Source organism: Ancylobacter sp. 3268, assembly GCF_031456575.1.
Lineage (GTDB): Bacteria > Pseudomonadota > Alphaproteobacteria > Rhizobiales > Xanthobacteraceae > Ancylobacter.
The window spans coordinates 35021-55896 of the sequence record NZ_JAVDUX010000014.1; the positions used below are offsets into that span (position 1 = coordinate 35021).

The window sequence follows — 20876 nt, forward strand, 5'->3', positions numbered from 1 at the left end:
TTCCATGTCCGACAACCAGCTCTCGCGGCTGATGGGCGGTTCGCCGCTCTGGGTGCTGGTGCGCCTCGTGATCCTGTCGGTGGTCATCGGCGTGATCCTCAGCGCCCTCGGCCTCGATCCGCTGAACATCCTCTCCAGCCTGGAGCGGCTGGTGCGCGGGCTGTTCAGCTTCGGTTTCGAGGCGATCGACAAGCTCTGGCGCTATTTCATCCTCGGCGCGGTGATCGTGGTGCCGCTGTGGCTGATCATGCGCATCGCCCAGCGCGGCCGGTGAACGGATGAAGCTCGCCACCGCCGGCGGCCGCGCCGATGTCACCCACCGGCGCTTCCTCGCCATCGCGCTGCCGGCCACGCTGGCGCAGATGACGACGCCGCTGCTCGGCCTCGTCGCCACCGCCGCGGTCGGCCGGCTGGGCGATGCGGTGCTGCTCGGGGCGGTGGCGGTCGGCGCGCTGCTGTTCGATTTCCTGTTCTGGGTGTTCGGCTCGCTGCGCATGGGCACGGCGGGGCTGACCGCACAAGCGCTCGGGCGCGGCGATGCGCTGGAGGTGCGCGCCACCCTCGCCCGTGCGCTCGTCCTCTGTGCCGCCATCGGCATCGCCATCATCCTCGTGCATGTGCCGGTGGGTGTCCTGACGTTCCGCCTGATGGGCACCGGCGAAGCGGTGACGGCGGCCGCCGCGGTCTATTTCTCCATCCGCGTTTTCTCGGCTCCCTTCGCCATCGGCAATTTCGCGGTGCTGGGCTGGCTGGTCGGCATCGCCCGCACCGATATCGGCCTCGGCCTGCAGGTGCTGATCGCCGGGATCAACGCCGCGCTGACCCTGCTCCTCGTGCTGCACTGGGATTACGGCATCGCCGGCGCCGCGCTGGCCAATCTGGTCGCCGAAATGGTCGGCACGCTGGTCGGCCTTCTCGTCGCCCGCCGGTTGATCGGCGCGAACTGGCGGCTGCCGCTGGCCACCCTCCTCGACCGCGCCCGGCTCGTCGAGACCATCGGCGTCAATGGCGACATCATGATCCGCACCGGCCTCTTGATGCTGGTGCTGCTGTTCTTCACCGCCCAGGGCGCGCGCACCGACGATGTGACGCTGGCCGCCAATGCCGTGCTCTACAACATGGTGATGGTCACCGCCTTCTTCCTCGACGGCTTCTCCACCGCCGCTGAGCAGATCTGCGGCCAGGCGGTCGGCGCCCGCGACCGCGCGGGCTTCCGCCGCTCGGTGGGGCTGGTGCTGTTCTGGGGCTTCGGCTTCGCCGTGCCGGCCACGCTCGCTTTGTGGCTGGGCGGCGGGGCGGTGATCGACGCCCTCACCAGCAACCCGCAGGTGCGCGAGGCGGCGCGGGCATTTCTGCCGCTGGCGGCGCTCACCCCGCTCATGGGTGTCGCCGCCTTTGCCTATGACGGCATCTATGCCGGCTCGACCTGGTCGCGCGACATGCGCAACCTGATGTTCGGCGCGGTGGTGCTGTTCTTCGCCGCCTGGTGGATCGGCCGCCCGTTCGGCAATACCGGCCTGTGGTGGGCCTATCTCGCCTTCATGGCGGGGCGCGGCGTGCTGCAGGCGCTGCGCGTGCCGGCGCTGGTGCGGCGCACCTTTCCCGCCTAGAGGGGTTCAGGTGACGTTCGGTTCGCCGGAACGGCCCAACTCTCTGTTTCTATCGAATGCCTTTCGCAGAACCGCTGCGCGCTTTCGCGGGAACTGCGCTAATCGGGAAACGGCTCCGCCACGCGTTCGCGCGCGGTCGTGCCCACCAATTCGGACAGCAGGCGGCCATCCGCGGCGAGATAGGCGGAAAGTCCCTGGGTGATCCGCCCCACAAGGCCCAGCCCCTCATAGACCAGTGCCGAATAGAGTTGGATGAGCGTCGCCCCGGCCTCGATCTTGGCGATCGCCGCCTCCGGGCTGTCGATGCCGCCGGCGCCGATCAGCGGAAACGCCCCCTCCACCCGCACATAGGTCTCCGCCAGCATGCGGGTCGACAGCGGGAACAGCGGCCGGCCCGAGAGGCCGCCGGTCTCCTTGCGGTGCGCGGAACGCAGGGTGCCCGGACGCGAGATCGTGGTGTTGGAAACGATCAGCCCGTCCACGCCGCGCCGGCGTGCCACCTGCACCACCGCGTCGAGATGAGCAAGAGCGAGATCGGGAGCGATTTTGATCAGCAGCGGCACGCCCGGCGCCGCGCGTTCGCGCGCATCGAGCAGATGGGCGATGAGGTCGTCGAGCGCCCGCTCCTCCTGCAGGTCGCGCAGGCCCGGCGTGTTGGGCGAGGAAACATTGGCGGTGAAATAGCTGGCGACATCGCCAAAGGCCTCGATGCCGGAGACGTAGTCGGCGACCCGGTCGGCCGTGTCCTTGTTCGCCCCGACATTCACCCCGACGATGCCCGTGCGGCCGCGTCGCTCCTTGAGCCGCTCGCGCGCCGGGTCCTGCCCGCCGCTGTTGAAGCCGTAGCGGTTGATTACCCCCCGGTCCTCGGCGAGACGGAAATTGCGCGGGCGCGGATTGCCCGGCTGCGGGCGCGGCGTGATGGTGCCGACCTCGACGAAGCCGAAGCCGATGCCGAGCATGGCGTCCGGCACCTCGGCCTCCTTGTCGAAGCCGGCGGCCAGGCCCACCGGATTGGGGAAGTCGAGCCCGAAAGCCCGCAACGCCAGCGAGGGATCCTCCGGCGGCGGTGCCGCCGCCGGCAGGCAGGCGAGCGCGCGAATGGCCAGCCCGTGCGCCATCTCCGGGTCGATCAGCCGGGCGAAGGGCAGGGCAAGATCGAGCAGGGCGCTCATGCGAGTTCTCCGAACTGATGCGCGCCGTCCGCCCCCAGCGGCAGATCGCGGACGAAAGCGACCGCGCTCATCGGCAGCGGCGCATAGAGATGCGGGAACAGGTCGCCCCCGCGCGAAGGCTCCCAGCGCAGCGCCGCCGGATCGAGCGCCTCCACCCGGATCGCCGCCAGGACCAGATCGGCCTGGCCGGCAAAATGCTTGGCGGCGGTGCCGGGCAGTTGGGCCGCGGTGGAGAAATGGATGAAGCCATCGGCGCGGTCCACCGGCGCGCCGTCGAAGCGCCCGGCCGCCTCCGCCTGCGCCCACGCCAGGCGCGGAGAAATCTTATAGATGAGTGCGGCCATGAACGATCCCATCGGGCGGCCATGCCGCGCAATCCCGCCCCCGCTGACGGGGCTCCCCGGGGCGGCTGTAACCCCGCGGGGCTAAGGTTGCAAGCGGTACTGGACGCCTCGGTCAATAGGGTATAATTCCTAATTCTGGATTGCGTTAACCATAATAATCAACCTTGGATTGCATCATGCTCACCCATGCCCAGATCTGGCGAGCGGTAGACCTCCTCGCCGAGCGTCACGGTCTGACGGCATCGGCTTTGGCCAAGCGGGCAGGACTGGATGCCACCACTTTCAACCGCTCCAAACGCGAGGCATCGGACGGCCGCCCGCGCTGGCCATCCACCGAGAGTATCGCCAAGATACTCCACGCCACCAGCACAGACCTCGACGATTTCATGCATCTGGTGCAACGCCCGCGCAGCGGGCGCCTGATCCGGCTGCTCGGCTTTGCCCAGGCCGGCAACGGCGCCTTCTTCGACGAGGCGGGCTTGCCGGCCGGCAGCGGCTGGGACGAGGCGCCCTTCCCCGATGTTGACGACGAGCATGCCTATGCATTGGAGATCGCCGGCGATGCGATGATGCCGCTCTACCGCGACGGCGACATCGTCGTCGTCTCGCCGGCCGCAGCGATCCGCCGCGGCGATCGGGTGATCGTCAGAACCCGCCGTGGCGAGGTGCTCGCCAAGGAACTCAAGCGCCGCACCGCCCGCACGCTCGAGCTGCGCTCGCTCACTCCCGGCCATCCCGACCAGATCATCCCGGAAGCCGACATAGCCTCGATCGCCCGGGTGCTCTGGGCCAGCCAATAGGCGCCGCATATGAGAACGGCCCCCGGAAGGGGGCCGTCCGATGTTGATGGAGTGCCGGGTTCAGCGGCAGGGAACGGCCACCCGCCGCCCATAGGCATCGCGCGCCCAGCAATCGCCGGGCGAGGTCGCCGCGCCGATGACCGCGCCGGTGCCGGCGCCGATCGCACCGCCCACCGCCGCGCCGGTGCCGCCGCCGGCAATGCCGCCAATAATCGCGCCGGTGCCGCCGCCGATCAGCGCGCCGCCCGTTGCGCGGCGTTCGGTGGTGGTGCACGCCGCGAGACTGAGCGCCACGGCGGAAATGGCAAGGACCTTCATCATCATGTTTCTCTCCAGAACACCCAGCGGGGGAACCCTGTTCCAAGAGCGTAACGTCATCACCCGGCATCGGTTCCATCCGTAAGATACCGCAAACGCCGCGACCACCTTCCCCAAACCAGAAACGTGTTTTATAATTTATACACATGATAATCATGTGAATATGGTTGGAGCCCTCCGATGACTATCCGTCTAGGCGATGTCGTGCCCGATTTCGAAGCGCAGACCACCGAGGGACCGATCCGGTTCCATGAGTGGCTCGGCAGTTCCTGGGGCGTGCTGTTCTCGCACCCGAAGAACTTCACCCCGGTCTGCACCACCGAGCTCGGCCAGGTCGCCCGGCTCAAGCCGGAATTCGACCGCCGCAACGTGAAGGTTATCGGCCTGTCGGTGGATCCGCTCGACGCCCATGCGGTGTGGTCGGCCGATATCGCCGAGACTCAGGGCTATGCGCCGAACTTCCCGCTGATCGCCGACCAGGACCGCAAGGTCGCCGATCTTTATGACATGATCCATCCCAACGCATCGGACACCCTCACCGTGCGCTCGGTGTTCATTGTCGGGCCGGACAAGAAGCTGAAGCTCTCGCTCACCTATCCGGCGAGTGCGGGGCGCAATTTCGACGAGATCCTGCGGGTGATCGATTCGCTGCAGCTCACCGCCACCCATTCCGTCGCCACCCCGGCGAACTGGAAGGACGGCGATGACGTCATCATCGTCCCGGCGGTCAGCGACGAGGCGGCGAAGGAGAAGTTCCCCCAAGGCTGGAAGACGCTGAAGCCTTATCTGCGCGTCGTCGCCCAGCCCGGCAAGTAAGCCGGCGAAGTGAGCCGGCGCAGTGAGACGAAGGCGGCGGGCGCTTCGGGCGTGCCAGCCGCTATTCGCCGGTCAGCTGGCGGTAATGGATAAAGCCGGTGCGCTCCGCCACCGCGTTGTAGAGCGTCTGCGCCGTGCGGTTGGTTTCGTGGGTCAGCCAATAGACCTCCGGGGCGCCGCGGGCGGCGGCATCGGCGTGGACATGGGCGATCAGTTCACGCCCCAGCCCTTTGCCGCGCTGGCTGCCATCGACGAACAGGTCGTTCAGGTAGCAGGAATCGCCCTCGCTCCAGGTCGAGCGGTGGAACAGCCAGTGCACCAGCCCGACGGCCCGGCCATCGGCATCGAAGGCCAGCGCGCCGTGGACCGGCTCCGCCGGGTCGAGCAGGCGCGCCCAGGTGGCGCGCGTTACTTGGGCCGGCAACTCCGACTCGTAGAAGGTCAGGTAGGCCTGCCAGAGCGGCAGCCACGCGTCATGGTCGTCCACCCGCACCGCCCGGATCATCAGCTCACCTCGTCGCCCGCCTCGAGCGCGTTGCCGCGCAGGAATTCCTCCGCCGGCATCGCCCGGCCGCCGGCCTTCTGCACCTCGATCAGCCGCACCGCGCCGGTGCCGCAGGCAACGGTCAGGCGGTCGTCGAGCACCGTGCCCGGCGTGCCCGCGCCTTCACCAATGGTGGAGCGCAGCACCTTGACCCGCACCCCGCCCAGCTCGAACCAGGCGCCGGGGAACGGCGACAACCCGCGAATGTGATTATGCACGTCGCCGGCCGGCCGGCTCCAGTCGATGCGAGTCTCGGCCTTGTCGATCTTGGCGGCATAGGTCACGCCCTCGGCCGGCTGCGGCGTGAAGCCGAGCGCGCCGCGCTGCAGTGCCGCCAGCGCCCGGCCCATCAGATCGGCGCCGATCACCATCAGCCGGTCGTGCAGCTCGCCGGCGGTCATGTCGGGCGTGATGGCGACGCGTTCGACGAGGCCCACCGGGCCGGTGTCGAGCCCCTCCTCCATGCGCATGGCCGCAACGCCGCTCTCCTTGTCGCCCGCCATGATGGCGCGCTGGATCGGCGCGGCGCCGCGCCAGCGCGGCAGCAGCGAGGCGTGCAGGTTGAGGCAGCCGAGCGCCGGTGCGGCAAGGATCGCCGGCGGCAGGATGCGGCCATAGGCCACCACCACCGCGACATCGGCATTATGGGCCGCGAAGGTGGCGGCCGCCTCCTCGCCCTTCAGCGTGTTCGGATGCAGTACCGGGATGCCGAAGCGCTCCGCGGTGCGGTGCACCGGCGAGGGTACGAGGTCGAGACCGCGCCGCCCGGCCGCCGCCGGCGCGCGGGTATAGGCCGCGACCACCTCATGGCCGGCGCCGACGATCTCGACCAGCGTGGGCACCGCGAATTCCGGCGTTCCCATGAAGACGACACGCATGAAGGGTCTCCGCGCCGGGAATGGAGGGGGAGGACGGCGCGTCAGTCGCGCTCTCGCTCCTTGGCGGCCTTGGTGAACTTCTTGATCACCCGGTCGCGCTTGAGCTTGGAGATGTGGTCGATGAACAGCACGCCGTTGAGATGGTCGATCTCATGCTGCACGCAGGTGGCGAGCAGCCCGTCGGCGTCGATCTCCTGCATCTCGCCATTGAGGTCCATGAAGCGCACCTTGACCCGCGCCGGCCGCTCGACATCCTCGTAATAGTCCGGAATCGACAGGCAACCTTCCTGGTAGACCGATATCTCCTCGGAGGCGGAAACGATCTCCGGATTGATCAGCGCGATGGGGTTCTTCTCGCCCTCGTCGTCGCCATTATCTTCCTTCGCCCGGCGCTTGCCGACATCGACGGTGACGATGCGCTCGGGCACGCCGATCTGGATGGCGGCGAGCCCGATGCCCGGCGCGTCATACATGGTCTCGAACATGTCGTCGACGAGCGCGCGCACGCGCGCGTCCACACGCACGATCGGATCGGAGACGAGGCGCAGGCGGTTGTCGGGAATGATGACGAGCGGGCGTACGGACATGGCGGGGAAATAAGCGACGCGCGCCCGCTGGTCAACGGTCTCGAAACTATCCCGTTCCCTTTTCGTTCGCGCGCGGCGCGAAATCTGCTAGAAGCGGCGCATGGACCAGCTTCTGTTTGCCGTCGCCGGGCATCCCGTCACCCTTGCCGAGCTCCTGGCCGGCGCCGGCGCGCTCGCCCTGCTGCTGCTCGTCGCCGTGCTGGTGGCCGGCGCGCGGCAGGCGCGGGCCCGCGCCCTTGAGGCCGAGGAGCAGGCCCGACGCGCCGAGGAGCTGGAGGACCGGCTGATCGAGCTCACCCGCAGCCAGTCGGAAATGGCGGGGCGGGTGCAGTCTATGACCGAGATCCTCGCCCACCGGCAGGGCGAACTCGCCCGCGCGGTGGCCGAGCGGCTCGATGCCACCTCCTATCGCATTGGCGAGAGCCTCGCCCGCGCCAATGAGGCGACGCACGAGAACCTGATGCGCCTCAACGAGCGGCTGGCGCTGGTCGACCAGGCGCGCGCCAGCCTCGGCGAGCTTTCCGGCCAGGTGATGGGCCTGCGCGCGACGCTGGCCAACAAGCAGGCGCGCGGCGCCTTCGGCGAGGGGCGGCTGCAGGCGATCATCGCCGATGCGCTGCCGCGCGAAAGCTTCGCCTTCCAGCACACGCTGGCGAATGGCCGCCGCGCCGACTGCGCCATCTTCCTGCCCGGCGACCGGCGGCCGCTGCTGGTCGATTCGAAATTCCCGCTGGAGGCGATCACCGCCTTCCGCGAATCCGCCAGCCCCGAGGCCCGCAAACAGGCCGAGACCCGGCTCAAGCAGGACGTCGGCAAGCACATCGGCGACATCGCCGAGCGCTATCTGGTGGCGGGCGAGACGCAGGACGTCGCGCTGATGTTCGTGCCCTCCGAGTCGGTCTATGCCGACCTGCACGAGCATTTCGACGACGTCATCCAGCGCGCCTTCCGCGCCCGGGTGGTGCTGGTCTCGCCGTCGCTGCTGATGCTGGCGGTGCAGGTGGTGCAGGCGATCGCCAAGGATGCGCGCATGCGCGAGCAGGCCGACCGCATCCGCGCCGAATGCGGGGCGCTGGTGGAGGATGTGAAGAGGCTGCGCGAGCGCGTCGGCAATCTCGCGAAACATTTCGGCCGAATGGGCGACGACGTCGCCCAGACGCTCACCTCCGCCGACAAGATCGCCCGTCGCGGCGGGCGCATCGCCCAGCTGGAGTTTTCCGAGCCGCCGGAGACCGAAGACGCCGGCCCCGCCGGGTTGCGCGGCGCCGCCGAATAGCCCCTGCCGCAGCGGTGCGGCACGGCATCGCGTTTTTCAACTGTCTAATTCGCAAAAGCTATCGCCTCTGATACATAACGTCTTTCGCCCACGCGCCGGGAATGCGTACGAGTGATCGACCGTTTCGAACTGCTGCTCGCCCTCGCCAAGGAACGCCATTTCGGCCGCGCCGCCGAAGCCTGCGGCATTACCCAGCCCACGCTGTCTGCCGGGCTCAAGCAGTTGGAGGAGGCGCTCGGCGTACGCCTCGTCGAGCGCGGCTCGCGCTTCATCGGCTTCACGCCGGAAGGCGAGCGGGCGCTGGAATGGTCGCGGCGCATCATCGCCGATACCCGGGCCATGCGCCAGGAGATCGCGACGCTGCGCAAGGGCCTGTCGGGCCATATCCGCATCGCCGCCATCCCCACCGCCATGCCGATGCTGAGCGAGCTGACCACCCCGTTCCACCAGAAGCACGCCGATGTGCGCTTCACCCTGATCTCGGCGAGTTCCAACGAGGTGCTGCGGCTCATCGAAAATCTCGAGGCCGATGCCGGCGTCACCTATCTCGACAATGATCCGCTCGGGCGGGTGAAGACGGTACCTTTGTACAAGGAGACCTATCGGTTCCTCACCTCGGTGAACGCCCCGCTCGGCGACCGGCAGAAGGTCAGCTGGGAAGAGATCGGCCGGGTGCCGCTGTGCCTGCTCACCCCCGACATGCAGAACCGCCGCATCGTCGACCGGCAGCTGCGCGAGGCGGGCCAGATGGCCGAGCCGATGCTGGAGGCCAATTCGACCATCGCCCTCCTGTCGCATGTGCGCACCGGCCAGTGGTCGAGCGTGGTGGCCAAGGCCCTTGCCGATGTCTTCGCCTTCCCCAACTCGATCCGCTCCATTCCGATCGGCGAGCCGGAAATCGTGCATCAGATCGGCCTGGTCGCCCTCGACCGCGAGCCGATGACACCGCTGGTCTCCGCCCTGATCGCCGAGGCGAAGGCGGTGGCTCCCGACCTCGCCAAGCGTCTCTGAAGGTTCTGAGCCGGATACGGAACTCCCGCGCGGTTCTGTCGTTGATCCGGCAGGACGGCATCGACGCCCGCGCATCGGCAGGGCGCCTTCGGGCCGCCGAATAGCTGGGAGTTATGTCATGCTCGGTTGGGCCCTCACCTTTCTCGTCATCGCCCTGATCGCCGCCGTGCTGGGTTTTGGCGGCATTGCCGGAACGGCGATCGAGATCGCCAAAATCATCTTCTTCGTCGCCATCATCCTCTTCGTCGTCTCGGCGGTACTGGGGATGCTTCGCGGCCGAAGGGCGCCCTGAACGACGGCGCCGCGTGCGACGACACAGCACGGCACGCCCTCGCGCTCCCTTTGGCGCGAGGGCGCTTTTTTGTCTGCCGTTTCGTGGCGGCCGCCGACAGGACGATCGAAAACCCGGCGGGCCGCGCGCTGCGATCCACCGGGCTCGGGTCGATGCGAATATTCAGAGGCGTTCGGTAGCTGGGACGGGAATGCCCACGGATTTCTCCGGGGCGAGATCCTCGGCGGAATCGAGGGCGAGCAGTTCGCCGAGGCGATTGCGGGCACGGTTGACGCGGCTCTTGATAGTGCCCACCGCGCATTTGCAGATGTCCGCCGCCTCCTCATAGGAGAAGCCGGAGGCACCGACGAGCACCAGGGCTTCGCGCTGGTCGGGCGGCAGCCGCTCGAGCGCGGCGCGGAAATCCTCGAAGTCGAGGTGACTGTTCTGGTCGGGGCTGGTAGTCAGCGTCGCAGCGAATGCCCCGTCCGGGTCGGGCACCTCGCGCCGGCGCTTGCGATATTCCGAACGGAACAGGTTGCGCAGGATGGTGAACAGCCACGCCGACAAATTGGTGCCGGGATTGAAACTGGATATGTTGGCGAAGGCGCGCAGCAGCGTCTCCTGCACCAGGTCGTCCGCCTTGTCGACACTCCCGCTCAACGAGATGGCGAATGCGCGCAAATTCGGGATCGCGGCGATGATGTCATCGCGCAGACCGGGATCGACGGTGCTCACGAGCCGGCCCCTCCCCCCGGCTTCTTGCCCGCGCCCGACGGTTGGTCGAGCTGGCTGAGCAGGTCGAGGAAACGGTTGGGCACGCCTTGGCGAACCACATCGTCATACATGGCACGCAGATGCTGGCCGATCTTGGCCTGGATATCGCCATCCAGAGCCGTCGCCGACATTCGCTGCGGGGTCGTGGCCACCGCATCGGGTACGGCTCCCCGCCCCTCGTTCTCATCTTCTGTCGTCATATTACGCTTTCCCGACATCGAGCCTCCGCAAACCCTTTGAACAGGAGTCTCCGTCGCTTCATGTTGCTGATAACCGGAAAGGGGCGACGGAGTTCCAGCATGCGGAAAAAATTTGAAACGAACTGTTAGCGACCCGGAACCTTACCCCGCTAGTGAGAGTTAACGGTCGCCTTGCCTAATGCTTTTTCGGGGAGACGCGTGTGAGCACTTCACAGACCGTTGCGCAGCATTTGCCGTTCCTGCGCCGCTACGCCCGCGCGCTTAGCGGCAGCCAGACCGCTGGCGACGCCTATGTAACGGCGCTTCTGGAAACGTTGATCGCCGAGCCCGGCGTTCTCGACCATCCGGCCGGGCCGCGCATCGCGCTTTATCAACTCCTGACGCGCCTGTGGGATTCGGTGTCCCTGAACGGGCGCGCCGATCCCGGACCGCCGCCGCTGAAGGGCGAACAGCGGCTCAGCCATATCACGCCGCCGGTACGGCAGGCCTTCCTGCTGGTGTCGCTCGAAGGTTTCGCCGAGGATGAGGCTGCGGCGGTACTCGACATCGATGTCGCCACCCTGCGCAATCTCGTCGAGGAAGCGGGGCGCGAGCTGGCGGCGGAAATCGCCACCGATGTGCTCATCATCGAGGACGAGCCGTTCATCGCGCTCGATCTCGAAGGGCTGGTGGAGAGCCTTGGCCACCGGGTCACCGGCATCGCCCGCACCCATTCCGAGGCGGTCAGTCTCGCCCGCCGCAAGCCGCCGGGACTGGTGCTTGCCGACATCCAGCTGGCCGATGGCAGTTCCGGTCTCGAGGCGGTGAACGAACTGATCGAAAGCGTCGAGGTGCCGGTGATCTTCATTACCGCCTATCCCGAGCGCTTCCTCACCGGCATCCGGCCGGAGCCGGCCTTCCTGATCGCCAAGCCGTTCCAGCCCTCGATGGTCGCCGCGGTGATCAGCCAGGCTCTCTTCTTCGAGCGCAAGGCGCGTCCTCGGGAGCAGCGCGCCACCGCTTGAGCGAGGCATGCAGCCCGTGGATTTCAATCTCGTGGACGACGTGGCACGCTCAATCAGTGTCGTGTCGTCTTTCGCCATAACGCTCGGACTGGTGCGCCTGCTTTACCTGCGCAGCGATCTGTCGCTGCGCATGCGCACTCTCATTTTCCTGCTGGCGTCGCTGCTGCTGACCATCGGCTTGCTGTCGCTGGCGGCGGCGATCGACTATGAGGGCGTGGCGGGCTGGGTGCAGACGACCATCCGCTTCGGGCTGGCGGCGCTGAATCTCGTCGGCGCGGTGGCGCTTTGGACCAACCTCAAGGCGTTGGTCGCGCTGCCCTCGCCGGTGATCGTGGCGAGCGAGCAGCGGCGGCTGGCGCTGGAGCTCGCCACCGCCCTTCAGCGCTACGAGATGGCGCTGCGCGGCTCCAACGTCTCGATCTTCACCCAGGACAAGGAACTGCGCTACACCTCGATCAGCAAGCCCCTGTTCGGCTTTCCGGTCGAGCAGGTGCTCGGCGCCAGCGATGCCGACCTACTCGGCGAGATGCGCGCCCAGCCGCTCGCCCTGCTCAAGCGCGAGGCCCTCTCGAGCAACGAACCGCGCAAGGGCGAGGTCGAGGTGGATGAGGCCGGCTCGCAGATTTGGTACGATGTCCATATCGAGCCGTTGCGCGACCTCGCCGGCGCCACCGTCGGGCTCACCGGCGCCGCGGTCGACATCACCGAGCGCAAGGAGAACGAGCGGCATCTGCGCCTGTTGATGCGCGAGCTGACCCACCGCTCAAAGAACCTGCTCGCGGTCATCCAGGCGATGGCGCGGCAGACCGCCCGCCATTCCGCCACCATCGACCATTTCGTCGAGCAGTTCAGCGCCCGCCTGCAGGCGCTGTCGCGCTCGCATGACCTGCTGGTGCAGGAAAGCTGGCACGGCGCCTCGCTGCACGACATGGTGCGTTCGCAGCTGGGGCACCATCTCGATCACGACAACAACCGCATCTCGATTGCCGGGCCGGACCTGTTCCTCAAGCCGGAGGCGGCGCAGAACATCGGCCTCGCCCTGCACGAGCTTTCCACCAACGCCGCCAAATATGGCGCCCTGTCGGTGCCGACCGGCAAGGTGTCCATCCAATGGGCGCGCCGCCAGCCGGAAGCCGGCGGCGGCTTCGAGCTGAGCTGGACTGAAAAGGGCGGCCCGCGCGTCACCCAGCCATCGGCGCGCGGCTTCGGCTCCTTGGTGATCGAGCGCAATCTGGCGCGCGGCCTAGATGGCGAGGTCGAACTCGCCTTCAATCCTGATGGGCTGGTCTGCCACGTCTCGGTTCCCGAGTACCATCTCTCGCTCCAGCGCGCAGATTAGTTCCGACGATGGAACTTCCTCGTTAGCCCTGCGTTAACTATGGCGTCGCCCATGGCACAGCAGGCCGGGCGCAAGTGAATTTAGCTCAACATCTCGCGGGACTTCCCGGCGAGGACGCGTGTAGCGCGCCCTCGCACGACGCCGTCACGCGCCTTCGCCGGAGGGTCGAGACATGTTCAGCCGTCACATCGCCAAGGCCGGCTTCGCCGGAACCGCCTATCTCTTCGGCGCCGCGACCGGCCTTGCGGCCGCTCTTCCCCTCGCCGCCGTCGCCTTCACGCCGGAACGAGCCGCCGGCCCTGAGCCCCGGGTCATCGAGGCCCCCGCGATCAACCAGTCGACGATGGTCAACCGCGCGGCCAAGGGGCCGCGCCTCGATATCACCGTTCCGGCAGCGGCGCTCCCCGCCGCTCCCGTGCCGGCGCCGGCCCCGGGCATCGCCCGCGACCCCAGCCTCGCCCGCGACATGCCGACGGCAGCGCCGCAGCCCGCCCTCGACATGAGGGCGCCGTCCGCGCCGCGCGCGCCGGCGGGTGCCGCCCCGGCGCAGATGCCGCGCGGCTGCCTGTCAGCGCTCGGCGGAATCCGGCCGAATATTCCCACGGAAAACCTCACTGTCTGCATCGCCGACATCTCGGCCCTCGACTGAGAAGTCGAAAAAGTATTATTGCACCGACACTTAAATAAAAAATATCGGAACCGATCGTTATCCATCCCGTTATGTCAACAGACGGTCGCGAGACCGCGTGATTACCGGTTCATTTATTGACGGGAGTACGATGATGACGAACAGGATCATTACTTATACCGCGCTTGCGGCCCTGTCGCTCGCCCCCGCCGTGGCGATCGCCCAGAGCCCCTCGCCCAACTCGCAGCAGCCTGACGCCTCCAACGAGCAGACCCTGCCAAATGCGACCTCGCCGTCGCCGGCGTCGCCCGCCGCTCCGCCTTCCACCATGCCGGATGCCAGCGCGCAGACCACCGCGGTACCGACCACGCCGACCTTCATCAGCGCCCAGACCGGCACGCAGTGGCTCGGCTCGGACCTGATCGGCACCGATGTCGTGACCTCGACCGACGAGAAGCTCGGCTCGATCAGCGACGTGCTGGTGGAGCGTGACGGCACCATCGCCGCGGCGGTGATCGATGTGGGCGGCTTCCTCGGCATCGGCGCCAAGCCGGTCGCCGTCTCCTTCAAGTCGCTCACCGCGACCCCGACCCAGGATGGCGAGAAGATCGTCGTCGCCCTGACGAAGGAGGAACTCAACTCGGCGCCGGAGTTCAAGACGCTGGAACAGAGCACCAGCGCCACCGCGCCGAAGACCCAGTAAGCCCTTGCTGGTTCTCCTGGAACCGCGCCTGTCACATGCCCGGCCCAGCGCCGGGCATGTTCGCGTTTGCGCTCCGCGCCTGCGACCCTCTCCCCCGAGCTTTCCTATGTGAAAGCACGATGTTCCGGCCGTGCCGGCCTCACCGACGATGACGCCGGCAGCGGGATCGGATAAAGCGGAAGGCCCCTTCACGCCGGACCGCGCCATGATCGAACCTCGCCGCCGCCGAACCGAACCGCCCTTCCGGGAGCTGTTCGATATCGATGGCATGCGCGCCGAGCTCCATGCGCTTGCCGATGGCATGTTCGGCGGCACGAAGCCGGCAAGCGAGATCGAGTTGCGCAGCGCGGTCGCCAAGCGATTGAAGCAGGCCTATGCCGAGGGGCACAAGGTCGCCGAGAGCTGGCTGATGGCCGATGGCTCCGGCCGCCGCTGCGCCGAGCGGCTGTCGCGGCTGCAGGACGAGATTCTTCAGCTCGTCCACGAACTGGTGGTGAAATATCTCTACCCGTCCGACAATCCCTCGACTGCCGAGCGCATGGCGATCGTCGCCGTGGGCGGCTATGGCCGCGGGCTGATGGCGCCGGGCTCGGACACCGACATTCTGTTCCTCCTGCCCTACAAGCAGACCGCCTGGGGCGAGAGCGTGGCGGAATCCATCCTCTATGTTCTGTGGGACATGGGGTTGAAGGTCGGCCACGCCACCCGCTCGGTCGATGAATGCATCCGCCAGGCGCGCGGCGACATGACCATCCGCACCTCGGTGCTGGAGGCCCGGCTGCTGCTGGGCGAAGTCTCGCTGTTCAACGAGCTGATGCGTCGCTTCGATGCCGAGGTGGTGGAGGGCACCGCGGCGGAATTCGTCGCCGCCAAGCTCGCCGAGCGCGAGGAGCGCAACAAGCGTGCCGGCCAGTCGCGCTATCTCGTCGAGCCCAACGTCAAGGACGGCAAGGGCGGCCTGCGCGATCTGCACACGCTGTTCTGGATCGCCAAATATGTCTACCGGGTGCGCGAGACCCGCGACCTCGTCGCCACCGGCGTGTTCACGCCGCAGGAGGCGGCGCTGTTCCGCCGCTGCGAGAGCTTCCTGTGGTCGGTGCGCTGCCACCTGCATTTCCTCGCCGGCAAGGCGGAGGAGCGGCTGTCCTTCGACCTGCAGCGCGAGATGGCCGAGCGGCTCGGCTATGTCAGCCATCCCGGCCTGCAGGACGTCGAGCGCTTCATGAAGCATTACTTCCTGGTGGCGAAGGATGTCGGCGACCTCACCGCCATCGTCTCCTCGGCACTGGAGGAGCGGCACGACAAGCCGGTGCCGCGGCTGAACCGGATGATCGCCCGGCTGCGCCGCTCGCCCAACCGCAAGCTGAAGGAAAGCCCGGACTTCATCGTCGACCATGACCGCATCAACGTCGCCGATGCGGGGGTGTTCGAGCGCGACCCGGTCAACCTGATCCGCATCTTCTATTATGCCGGGAAGAAGGGCCTCGCCTTCCATCCCGACGCGATGCGTCTCGCCACCCGCTCGCTGAAGCTCATCGATGCCGGCGTGCGCGAGAACCCCGAGGCCAACCGACTGTTCCTCGACATCCTCACCGCCCGCGACACCGCCGAGATCGTGCTGCGGCGGATGAACGAGACCGGGGTGCTCGGCCGCTTCGTGCCGGAGTTCGGCAAGATCGTCGCGATGATGCAGTTCAACATGTACCACTCCTACACGGTGGACGAGCATCTGATCCGCTCCATCGGCGTGCTCGCCGAGATCGAGCGCGGCGACCGGCCGGAATACGGCATCGCCAACGAGCTGATCCATCAGATCAAGAACCGCCAGCTGCTCTATGTGGCGGTGTTCCTGCACGACATCGCCAAGGGCCGGCCGGAGGACCATTCCATCGCCGGCGCCCGCGTGGCCCGCAAGTTGTGCCCGCGCTTCGGCCTGTCGGCGGCCGATACCGAGACCGTCGCCTGGCTGATCGAGCAGCACCTCACCATGTCGACCATCGCCCAGTCGCGCGATCTGTCGGACCGCAAGACGATCGAGAATTTCGGCGCCGTGGTGCAGAGCCTGGAGCGCATGCGCCTGCTGCTCATCCTCACCACCGCCGACATCCGCGCCGTCGGGCCGGGGGTGTGGAACAACTGGAAGTCGCAGCTGCTGCGCACGCTCTATTACGAGACCGAGCCGGTGGTCACCGGCGGCTTCTCGGAATCGAACCGCAACCAGCGCGTGGCGCGGGCTCAGGCCGAATTCCGCGCCGCCATGCTGGGCGGCACGTCCGGGACCGCCCCGGGCTGGGAGCCAGAGGCGCTGGAGCGCTATATCGACCGGCTCTATCCCAGCTACTGGCTGCGCGCCGATCTCGCCCACAAGGTCGAGCACGCCAACTTCATTTTGGCAGCGGAGGCGGCCGGCAAGGCGCTCGCCACCGCCAGCCGCACCGATCCGCAGCGCGGCATCACCGAGCTCACCGTCTTCGCGCCCGACCACCCCAAGCTGCTGGCGGTGATCGCCGGGGCCTGCGCCGCGGCGGGCGCCAACATCGTCGATGCGCAGATCAGCACCACCACCGACGGGCGGGCGCTCGACACCATCTCGCTCACCCGCGCCTTCGAGCAGGACAGCGACGAGATCCGCCGCGCCGACCGCATCGCCTCGTCGATCGAGAAATCGCTGTCCGGCGAGATCCGGCTGCCGGAAGTGGTGGCGCGGAAGATCCCCAAGCGGCCCCGCGCCTTCACCGTCGAGCCGGAGGTGACGCTCAACAATTCCTGGTCGAACCGCCATACCGTCGTCGAGGTCGCCGGCCTCGACCGGCCCGGCCTGCTCTACGGCCTCACTCAGACACTGTCGCGGCTCAACCTCAACATCGCCTCCGCCCATGTCGCCACCTTCGGCGAGCGGGTGGTGGACGTGTTCTACGTCACCGACCTGATGGGGGCGAAGATCATCGGCGCCGCCCGCCATTCGGCGATCCGCCGGGCGCTGCTGCAGGTTCTCGACGCCGACGACGAAACCAATGCCGGCGCGGCGTCCGACGCCTCTCCGGCGGCATGAGATCGTGAAGCCTCAGATTGCGAAGCCTCCCGTGCTGATGACCTATGTCTATCTCCTGATCGCCATCACCGCCGAAGTGATCGCCACCACCTCGCTCAAGGCGACCGAGGGGTTCACCCGGCTGGTGCCGACCCTCGTCACCCTCGCCGGCTACGGCATCTCCTTCTTCTTCCTGTCGCTGGTGCTCCGCGTGCTGCCGACCGGCATCGCCTATGCCATCTGGACCGGGGTCGGCATCGTGCTGGTCTCGGCGGTAAGCTGGCTGTGGCTGAAGCAGCCGCTCGACCTGCCGGCGATCATCGGCCTCGGCCTCATCCTCGCCGGTGTCGTCACGGTCACGCTGTTCTCGAACTCGGTCGCGCACTAGCCCGGGAAAAGCCCGCCCGGAAAAGCCAGCCGGGGAAAGCCAGTCGGGGAAAGCTCCCGGCGCCGCGAAATCGCCCTTAACCCCACGTTTATCCGCCACGGTTTAGGTTTCGTTTACCGGCGGTTTTCGGGGGACATTCCGCACGTCATGTTCGGGCGCAACGGCGATAATGAGCGGCGCGAGCCGGTGCTGAGCGCATCGTCGGCTTATGGAGAATTGCGCCTGTCGCCGGAAGACCGGCCGACCGCCATGGTCCGCAAGAGTGGCGGCGGTTCCTCGCGCAAATCCGGCTCCTCCTCGGCCTCGCGCGAATCCGGGCGCTCCGCTTCCGGGCGCGGACGCGGCCCCAAGCGGCGCGGCCTGCTGTCGCGGCTGTTCTACTGGACCTTTGTGCTCGGCATCTGGGCGGTGGTCGGCGTCGCCGGCCTCATCTTCTACGAGGCGGGCCAGCTGCCGCCGATCCAGAATCTCGCCATTCCCGACCGGCCGCCGACCATCATCATCCAGGCCGCCGACGGCAGGACCATCGCCACACGCGGCGAGATGCGCGGCTCCGCCGTGCCGCTGCGCTCGCTGCCGCCCTATGTGCCGCAGGCCTTCGTCGCCATCGAGGACCGGCGCTTCTACTCGCATTTCGGCCTCGACCCGCTCGGCCTCGGCCGCGCGTTGTTCGTCAACGTGACCTCGGGGCGGCTGCGCGAAGGCGGCTCGACGCTGACCCAGCAGCTGGCCAAGAACCTGTTCCTCACCCAGGAACGCACGCTCTCGCGCAAGATCCAGGAACTGATCCTGTCGATCTGGCTGGAGACCAAATATTCCAAGAACGAGTTGCTCGAGCTCTATGTGAACCGCGTCTATTTCGGCGCCGGCGCCTGGGGCATCGAGGCGGCGGCGCAGCGCTATTTCAACAAGCCGGCGCGCCAGCTCACCCTGGCGGAGGCGGCGATGATCGCCGGCCTCGTCAAGTCGCCCTCCTCGCTCGCTCCCACCCGCAACCTCGAAGCGGCGCAGCAGCGCGCCGCCGTGGTGCTCGATGCCATGGTCGATGCCCGCTTCATCTCGCCGGAGATGGAGCAGGCGGCGCTCGCCAAGCCGGCGACGGTGGCGAAGAACAACTCCTCCGACGTCGCCGGCTATGTCGCCGATTGGGTGGCCGACCAGCTCAAGACCATCCTGCCCAGCATCGAGCATGACGTGATCGTGCAGACCACGCTCGACATGTCGCTGCAGGCGGTCGCCGACAAGGCGCTGAAGGATGCGTTGGCCAGGAACGGCAAGAAGCTCGGCGTCGAGCAGGGTGCCCTGGTGGTGATGGATACCGATGGCGGCGTGCGCGCGCTGGTCGGCGGGCGCTCCTATGAGGAGAGCCAGTACAACCGCGCCGTCACCGCCCGGCGCCAGCCCGGCTCGTCCTTCAAGCCCTTCGTCTATCTCACGGCGATGGAGCGCGGCCTCACACCGGAGACGATCCGCGAGGATGCGCCGGTGCAGATCAAGGGCTGGAAGCCGGAGAACTTCAGCCGCGACTATCGCGGCCCGGTCGATCTCAAGACCGCGATCTCGCTGTCGCTCAATACCGTCGCCGTTCGCCTGGCGCTGGAAGTCGGCCCGGGCGAGGTGGTGAAGACCGCCCAGCGCCTCGGCATCACCTCCAAGCTGGAGCCCAATGCCTCGATCGCGCTGGGCACCTCGGAAGTGTCGGTGCTGGAAATGGCCGATGCCTATGCGCCGTTCGCCAATGGCGGCTACGGCGTCGCCGCGCATGTGATCCAGCAGGTGAAGGACAGCGGCAGCGGCAAGCTGCTCTACACCGCGCCCTCGCCGAACCGCGGCATGGTGATGGCGCCGCCGCACGTGTCGATGATGAACCGCATGCTGCAGCAGGTGGTGCTGACCGGCACCGCCAAGCGTGCCGACCTGCCCGGCTGGCCGGTCGCCGGCAAGACCGGCACCAGCCAGGATTATCGCGACGCCTGGTTCATCGGCTATACGGGCCGGCTCATCACCGCCGTCTGGCTTGGCAACGACGATTCCTCGCCGACCCGGAAGGCCTCGGGCGCCGGGGTGCCGGTGGAGGTGTGGAGCCAGGTGATGAAGGCGGCGCACAAGGACATGCCGCCGGTCCAGCTTCCCGGCGCCGGGATGGAGCAGCCGCAGATCGCGCCCTCCAACCTGCCGCCCGGCGACGTGCCGGAGGAGCCGGTGGTCACCGGCGGCCCGCAGGCGCAGCGCAAGCCCGCCACCATCGACAACTGGCTGCTCGACAAGCTGTTCGGCGGCTGAGGATCGGGCGTCCGGTCCCGGGAGGGCGCCTCCCTCCGCCCGTGTTACTCCGCCTCGACGCCGAAGCGGTGCAGCTCCGCCCCGCGCCGCTTCAGCCAGGCCTCGGCCTCGTGCCGGCGGGGGAACAGGCGGTCCACCGTCGCCCAGAAGCGCGGGCCGTGGTTCATCTCGCGGCGATGCGCCACCTCATGGGCGGCGAGATAGTCCAGCACCTCGGGCGGGGCGAGGATCAGCCGCCAGGAATAGGACAGGCCCCCGGTCGAGGAGCAGGAGCCCCAGCGGCTCGCCGTGTCGCGCAAAGTGATGCGACTGATGGTGACGCCGAGCGCCAGCGCATGGCGGCGGCTCGCCTCGGTGAGATCGCGCCGCGCCTCGCGCTTGAGGAAATCGGCAACCCGGCGCGCCACATGCGCCGCCTCGCCGGCAACGCAAAGCAGCGCCTGCCCTTCGGCGTCGGTCTCCGCCCATACCGTGCCGCGTGCGCCGGGGCGGTGCACGATGCGGTGCGGGACGCCGCGCAGCGGCACCATCGCTCCCGGAGCGAAGGCGACGACCACCGGCAATTGCGCAAGGCGGACGGCGATCCAGCCGGTATGGCGCTCGGCGAAGGCCGTGGCCTCCTTCAGCGAGCCGCGCGCCGGCATGGTCAGCACCACGTCCCGGCTCGCCGCCCGCACCCGCAGCGTATAGCGCCGCGCCCGCGCATCGCGGCGCAGCGTGACGACCACGTCGCGCCCCTCGACGCGCAACGTCAGCGACGTGGCCTCGCGCGGCGCGGAGGGCGCCCGCGTGTCGGTACGGGTGATTGGCGGCCTTCGAAACAGCATGCTCGGCTCGGGGAGGGACGCGCTCCAATATGGTGCCGATCCACGCCCACGCCAATGCCGGCGTCA

At 67.9% G+C, this 20876-nt stretch carries 23 protein-coding genes; 14 read left to right on the forward strand and 9 right to left on the reverse strand.

The features are described 5' to 3' along the window. Positions 1-4 precede the first annotated feature (4 nt). Both J2X65_RS19060 and J2X65_RS19065 read left to right on the forward strand, forming a co-directional pair. Complete coding sequence (locus J2X65_RS19060; protein ID WP_310204206.1) at positions 5-274, forward strand: DUF6460 domain-containing protein; 270 nt, start codon at positions 5-7, stop codon at positions 272-274. A 4-nt stretch (positions 275-278) separates the two neighbouring features. Continuing rightward, positions 279-1610 (forward strand): MATE family efflux transporter, encoded by a 1332-nt coding sequence (locus J2X65_RS19065; protein ID WP_310204209.1) that lies wholly within the window; start codon positions 279-281, stop codon positions 1608-1610. Between the two features lie 98 nt (positions 1611-1708). On the opposite strand, the gene J2X65_RS19070 is transcribed toward J2X65_RS19065, so the two are convergent. Together J2X65_RS19070 and J2X65_RS19075 are read right to left on the reverse strand one after the other, a co-directional pair. After that, positions 1709-2785, reverse strand: coding sequence for a quinone-dependent dihydroorotate dehydrogenase (locus tag J2X65_RS19070; RefSeq protein ID WP_310204212.1), 1077 nt, complete (start codon positions 2783-2785; stop codon positions 1709-1711). Then, positions 2782-3129 (reverse strand): DUF952 domain-containing protein, encoded by a 348-nt coding sequence (locus J2X65_RS19075; protein ID WP_310204215.1) that lies wholly within the window; start codon positions 3127-3129, stop codon positions 2782-2784. The genes J2X65_RS19070 and J2X65_RS19075 overlap by 4 nt, the downstream gene beginning before the upstream one ends. 176 nt (positions 3130-3305) lie before the next feature. On the opposite strand from J2X65_RS19075, the gene J2X65_RS19080 reads away from it, so the two are divergent. After that, positions 3306-3929: a helix-turn-helix transcriptional regulator gene (locus J2X65_RS19080; RefSeq protein WP_310204218.1), complete on the forward strand. Its 624-nt coding sequence runs from the start codon at positions 3306-3308 to the stop codon at positions 3927-3929. A 60-nt stretch (positions 3930-3989) separates the two neighbouring features. Here the strand turns inward: J2X65_RS19080 and J2X65_RS19085 are convergent, their stop codons facing one another. After that, positions 3990-4253, reverse strand: a complete 264-nt coding sequence (locus J2X65_RS19085) for a hypothetical protein (protein WP_404977755.1) — start codon at positions 4251-4253, stop codon at positions 3990-3992. Between the two features lie 174 nt (positions 4254-4427). Here J2X65_RS19085 and J2X65_RS19090 point away from each other — a divergent pair, with 174 nt between their 5' ends. Continuing rightward, positions 4428-5063, forward strand: coding sequence for a peroxiredoxin (locus tag J2X65_RS19090; protein WP_310204220.1), 636 nt, complete (start codon positions 4428-4430; stop codon positions 5061-5063). A 61-nt stretch (positions 5064-5124) separates the two neighbouring features. Here J2X65_RS19090 and J2X65_RS19095 read toward each other — a convergent pair whose 3' ends face one another. Genes J2X65_RS19095 through def form a run of 3 tightly spaced genes read right to left on the reverse strand, consistent with a single transcriptional unit; the run spans position 5125 to position 7072 of the window. Next, the gene (locus tag J2X65_RS19095) at positions 5125-5568 is read right to left on the reverse strand and encodes a GNAT family N-acetyltransferase (RefSeq protein WP_310204223.1); all 444 of its coding nucleotides are present in this window, start codon (positions 5566-5568) and stop codon (positions 5125-5127) included. After that, positions 5568-6485, reverse strand: a complete 918-nt coding sequence (fmt, locus tag J2X65_RS19100) for a methionyl-tRNA formyltransferase (protein ID WP_310204226.1) — start codon at positions 6483-6485, stop codon at positions 5568-5570. The genes J2X65_RS19095 and fmt overlap by 1 nt, the downstream gene beginning before the upstream one ends. 41 nt (positions 6486-6526) lie before the next feature. After that, positions 6527-7072, reverse strand: a complete 546-nt coding sequence (gene def, locus J2X65_RS19105; RefSeq protein ID WP_310204228.1) for a peptide deformylase — start codon at positions 7070-7072, stop codon at positions 6527-6529. Positions 7073-7172: 100 nt separating this feature from the next. Between def and J2X65_RS19110 the strand changes: the two genes are divergently transcribed. From J2X65_RS19110 to J2X65_RS19120, 3 genes are all read left to right on the forward strand, one after another. Next, entirely contained in the window at positions 7173-8348 is a 1176-nt protein-coding gene (locus tag J2X65_RS19110) for a DNA recombination protein RmuC (protein WP_310204231.1), read from the forward strand. Between the two features lie 111 nt (positions 8349-8459). Then, on the forward strand, positions 8460-9359 hold the full coding sequence (locus J2X65_RS19115) for a LysR family transcriptional regulator (RefSeq protein ID WP_310204235.1): 900 nt from the start codon (positions 8460-8462) through the stop codon (positions 9357-9359). A 118-nt stretch (positions 9360-9477) separates the two neighbouring features. Further along, positions 9478-9651 carry a DUF1328 domain-containing protein gene (locus tag J2X65_RS19120; protein WP_213365025.1) on the forward strand — a complete coding sequence of 58 codons (174 nt, stop codon included), beginning with the start codon at positions 9478-9480 and terminating at the stop codon, positions 9649-9651. A gap of 162 nt (positions 9652-9813) precedes the next feature. On the opposite strand, the gene J2X65_RS19125 is transcribed toward J2X65_RS19120, so the two are convergent. Further along, the gene (locus tag J2X65_RS19125) at positions 9814-10368 is read right to left on the reverse strand and encodes a sigma-70 family RNA polymerase sigma factor (protein WP_310204238.1); all 555 of its coding nucleotides are present in this window, start codon (positions 10366-10368) and stop codon (positions 9814-9816) included. Continuing rightward, positions 10365-10607 (reverse strand): NepR family anti-sigma factor, encoded by a 243-nt coding sequence (locus J2X65_RS19130; protein ID WP_404977756.1) that lies wholly within the window; start codon positions 10605-10607, stop codon positions 10365-10367. Before J2X65_RS19130 ends, J2X65_RS19125 begins: the two co-directional genes overlap by 4 nt. 200 nt (positions 10608-10807) lie before the next feature. Here J2X65_RS19130 and J2X65_RS19135 point away from each other — a divergent pair, with 200 nt between their 5' ends. From J2X65_RS19135 to J2X65_RS19165, 7 genes are all read left to right on the forward strand, one after another. Further along, positions 10808-11611, forward strand: a complete 804-nt coding sequence (locus tag J2X65_RS19135) for a response regulator (RefSeq protein ID WP_310204241.1) — start codon at positions 10808-10810, stop codon at positions 11609-11611. A gap of 7 nt (positions 11612-11618) precedes the next feature. Further along, positions 11619-12950 carry an HWE histidine kinase domain-containing protein gene (locus J2X65_RS19140; protein WP_310204244.1) on the forward strand — a complete coding sequence of 444 codons (1332 nt, stop codon included), beginning with the start codon at positions 11619-11621 and terminating at the stop codon, positions 12948-12950. Between the two features lie 172 nt (positions 12951-13122). After that, on the forward strand, positions 13123-13599 hold the full coding sequence (locus tag J2X65_RS19145) for a hypothetical protein (protein WP_310204248.1): 477 nt from the start codon (positions 13123-13125) through the stop codon (positions 13597-13599). Positions 13600-13732: 133 nt separating this feature from the next. Then, a complete protein-coding gene (locus J2X65_RS19150; RefSeq protein WP_310204251.1) occupies positions 13733-14281 on the forward strand; it encodes a PRC-barrel domain-containing protein in 549 nt (182 codons plus the stop codon). 205 nt (positions 14282-14486) lie between these two features. Beyond that, positions 14487-17333, forward strand: coding sequence for a [protein-PII] uridylyltransferase (locus J2X65_RS19155; protein WP_310204254.1), 2847 nt, complete (start codon positions 14487-14489; stop codon positions 17331-17333). 37 nt (positions 17334-17370) lie between these two features. Next, positions 17371-17700 carry a multidrug efflux SMR transporter gene (locus J2X65_RS19160; RefSeq protein WP_310204596.1) on the forward strand — a complete coding sequence of 110 codons (330 nt, stop codon included), beginning with the start codon at positions 17371-17373 and terminating at the stop codon, positions 17698-17700. Between the two features lie 147 nt (positions 17701-17847). Then, a complete protein-coding gene (locus J2X65_RS19165) occupies positions 17848-19983 on the forward strand; it encodes a penicillin-binding protein 1A (RefSeq protein WP_310204257.1) in 2136 nt (711 codons plus the stop codon). 44 nt (positions 19984-20027) lie between these two features. Here J2X65_RS19165 and J2X65_RS19170 read toward each other — a convergent pair whose 3' ends face one another. Next, complete coding sequence (locus J2X65_RS19170) at positions 20028-20810, reverse strand: SprT family zinc-dependent metalloprotease (protein WP_310204260.1); 783 nt, start codon at positions 20808-20810, stop codon at positions 20028-20030. Between the last annotated feature and the right edge of the window lie 66 nt (positions 20811-20876).

Bases quoted from the DNA above. Each gene is read 5' to 3' on its own strand.
- J2X65_RS19110 (WP_310204231.1), top strand. From the start codon at position 7,173: ATGGACCAGCTTCTGTTTGCCGTCGCCGGGCATCCCGTCACCCTTGCC.
- J2X65_RS19095 (WP_310204223.1), bottom strand. From the start codon at position 5,568: ATGATCCGGGCGGTGCGGGTGGACGACCATGACGCGTGGCTGCCGCTC.
- J2X65_RS19150 (WP_310204251.1), top strand. From the start codon at position 13,733: ATGACGAACAGGATCATTACTTATACCGCGCTTGCGGCCCTGTCGCTC.
- fmt (WP_310204226.1), bottom strand. From the start codon at position 6,485: ATGCGTGTCGTCTTCATGGGAACGCCGGAATTCGCGGTGCCCACGCTG.
- J2X65_RS19085 (WP_404977755.1), bottom strand. From the start codon at position 4,253: ATGATGATGAAGGTCCTTGCCATTTCCGCCGTGGCGCTCAGTCTCGCG.
- J2X65_RS19060 (WP_310204206.1), top strand. From the start codon at position 5: ATGTCCGACAACCAGCTCTCGCGGCTGATGGGCGGTTCGCCGCTCTGG.
- J2X65_RS19155 (WP_310204254.1), top strand. From the start codon at position 14,487: ATGATCGAACCTCGCCGCCGCCGAACCGAACCGCCCTTCCGGGAGCTG.
- J2X65_RS19090 (WP_310204220.1), top strand. From the start codon at position 4,428: ATGACTATCCGTCTAGGCGATGTCGTGCCCGATTTCGAAGCGCAGACC.
- J2X65_RS19170 (WP_310204260.1), bottom strand. From the start codon at position 20,810: ATGCTGTTTCGAAGGCCGCCAATCACCCGTACCGACACGCGGGCGCCC.
- J2X65_RS19075 (WP_310204215.1), bottom strand. From the start codon at position 3,129: ATGGCCGCACTCATCTATAAGATTTCTCCGCGCCTGGCGTGGGCGCAG.
- J2X65_RS19165 (WP_310204257.1), top strand. From the start codon at position 17,848: ATGTTCGGGCGCAACGGCGATAATGAGCGGCGCGAGCCGGTGCTGAGC.
- J2X65_RS19130 (WP_404977756.1), bottom strand. From the start codon at position 10,607: ATGACGACAGAAGATGAGAACGAGGGGCGGGGAGCCGTACCCGATGCG.
- def (WP_310204228.1), bottom strand. From the start codon at position 7,072: ATGTCCGTACGCCCGCTCGTCATCATTCCCGACAACCGCCTGCGCCTC.
- J2X65_RS19160 (WP_310204596.1), top strand. From the start codon at position 17,371: ATGACCTATGTCTATCTCCTGATCGCCATCACCGCCGAAGTGATCGCC.
- J2X65_RS19140 (WP_310204244.1), top strand. From the start codon at position 11,619: ATGCAGCCCGTGGATTTCAATCTCGTGGACGACGTGGCACGCTCAATC.
- J2X65_RS19065 (WP_310204209.1), top strand. From the start codon at position 279: ATGAAGCTCGCCACCGCCGGCGGCCGCGCCGATGTCACCCACCGGCGC.
- J2X65_RS19120 (WP_213365025.1), top strand. From the start codon at position 9,478: ATGCTCGGTTGGGCCCTCACCTTTCTCGTCATCGCCCTGATCGCCGCC.
- J2X65_RS19080 (WP_310204218.1), top strand. From the start codon at position 3,306: ATGCTCACCCATGCCCAGATCTGGCGAGCGGTAGACCTCCTCGCCGAG.
- J2X65_RS19070 (WP_310204212.1), bottom strand. From the start codon at position 2,785: ATGAGCGCCCTGCTCGATCTTGCCCTGCCCTTCGCCCGGCTGATCGAC.
- J2X65_RS19145 (WP_310204248.1), top strand. From the start codon at position 13,123: ATGTTCAGCCGTCACATCGCCAAGGCCGGCTTCGCCGGAACCGCCTAT.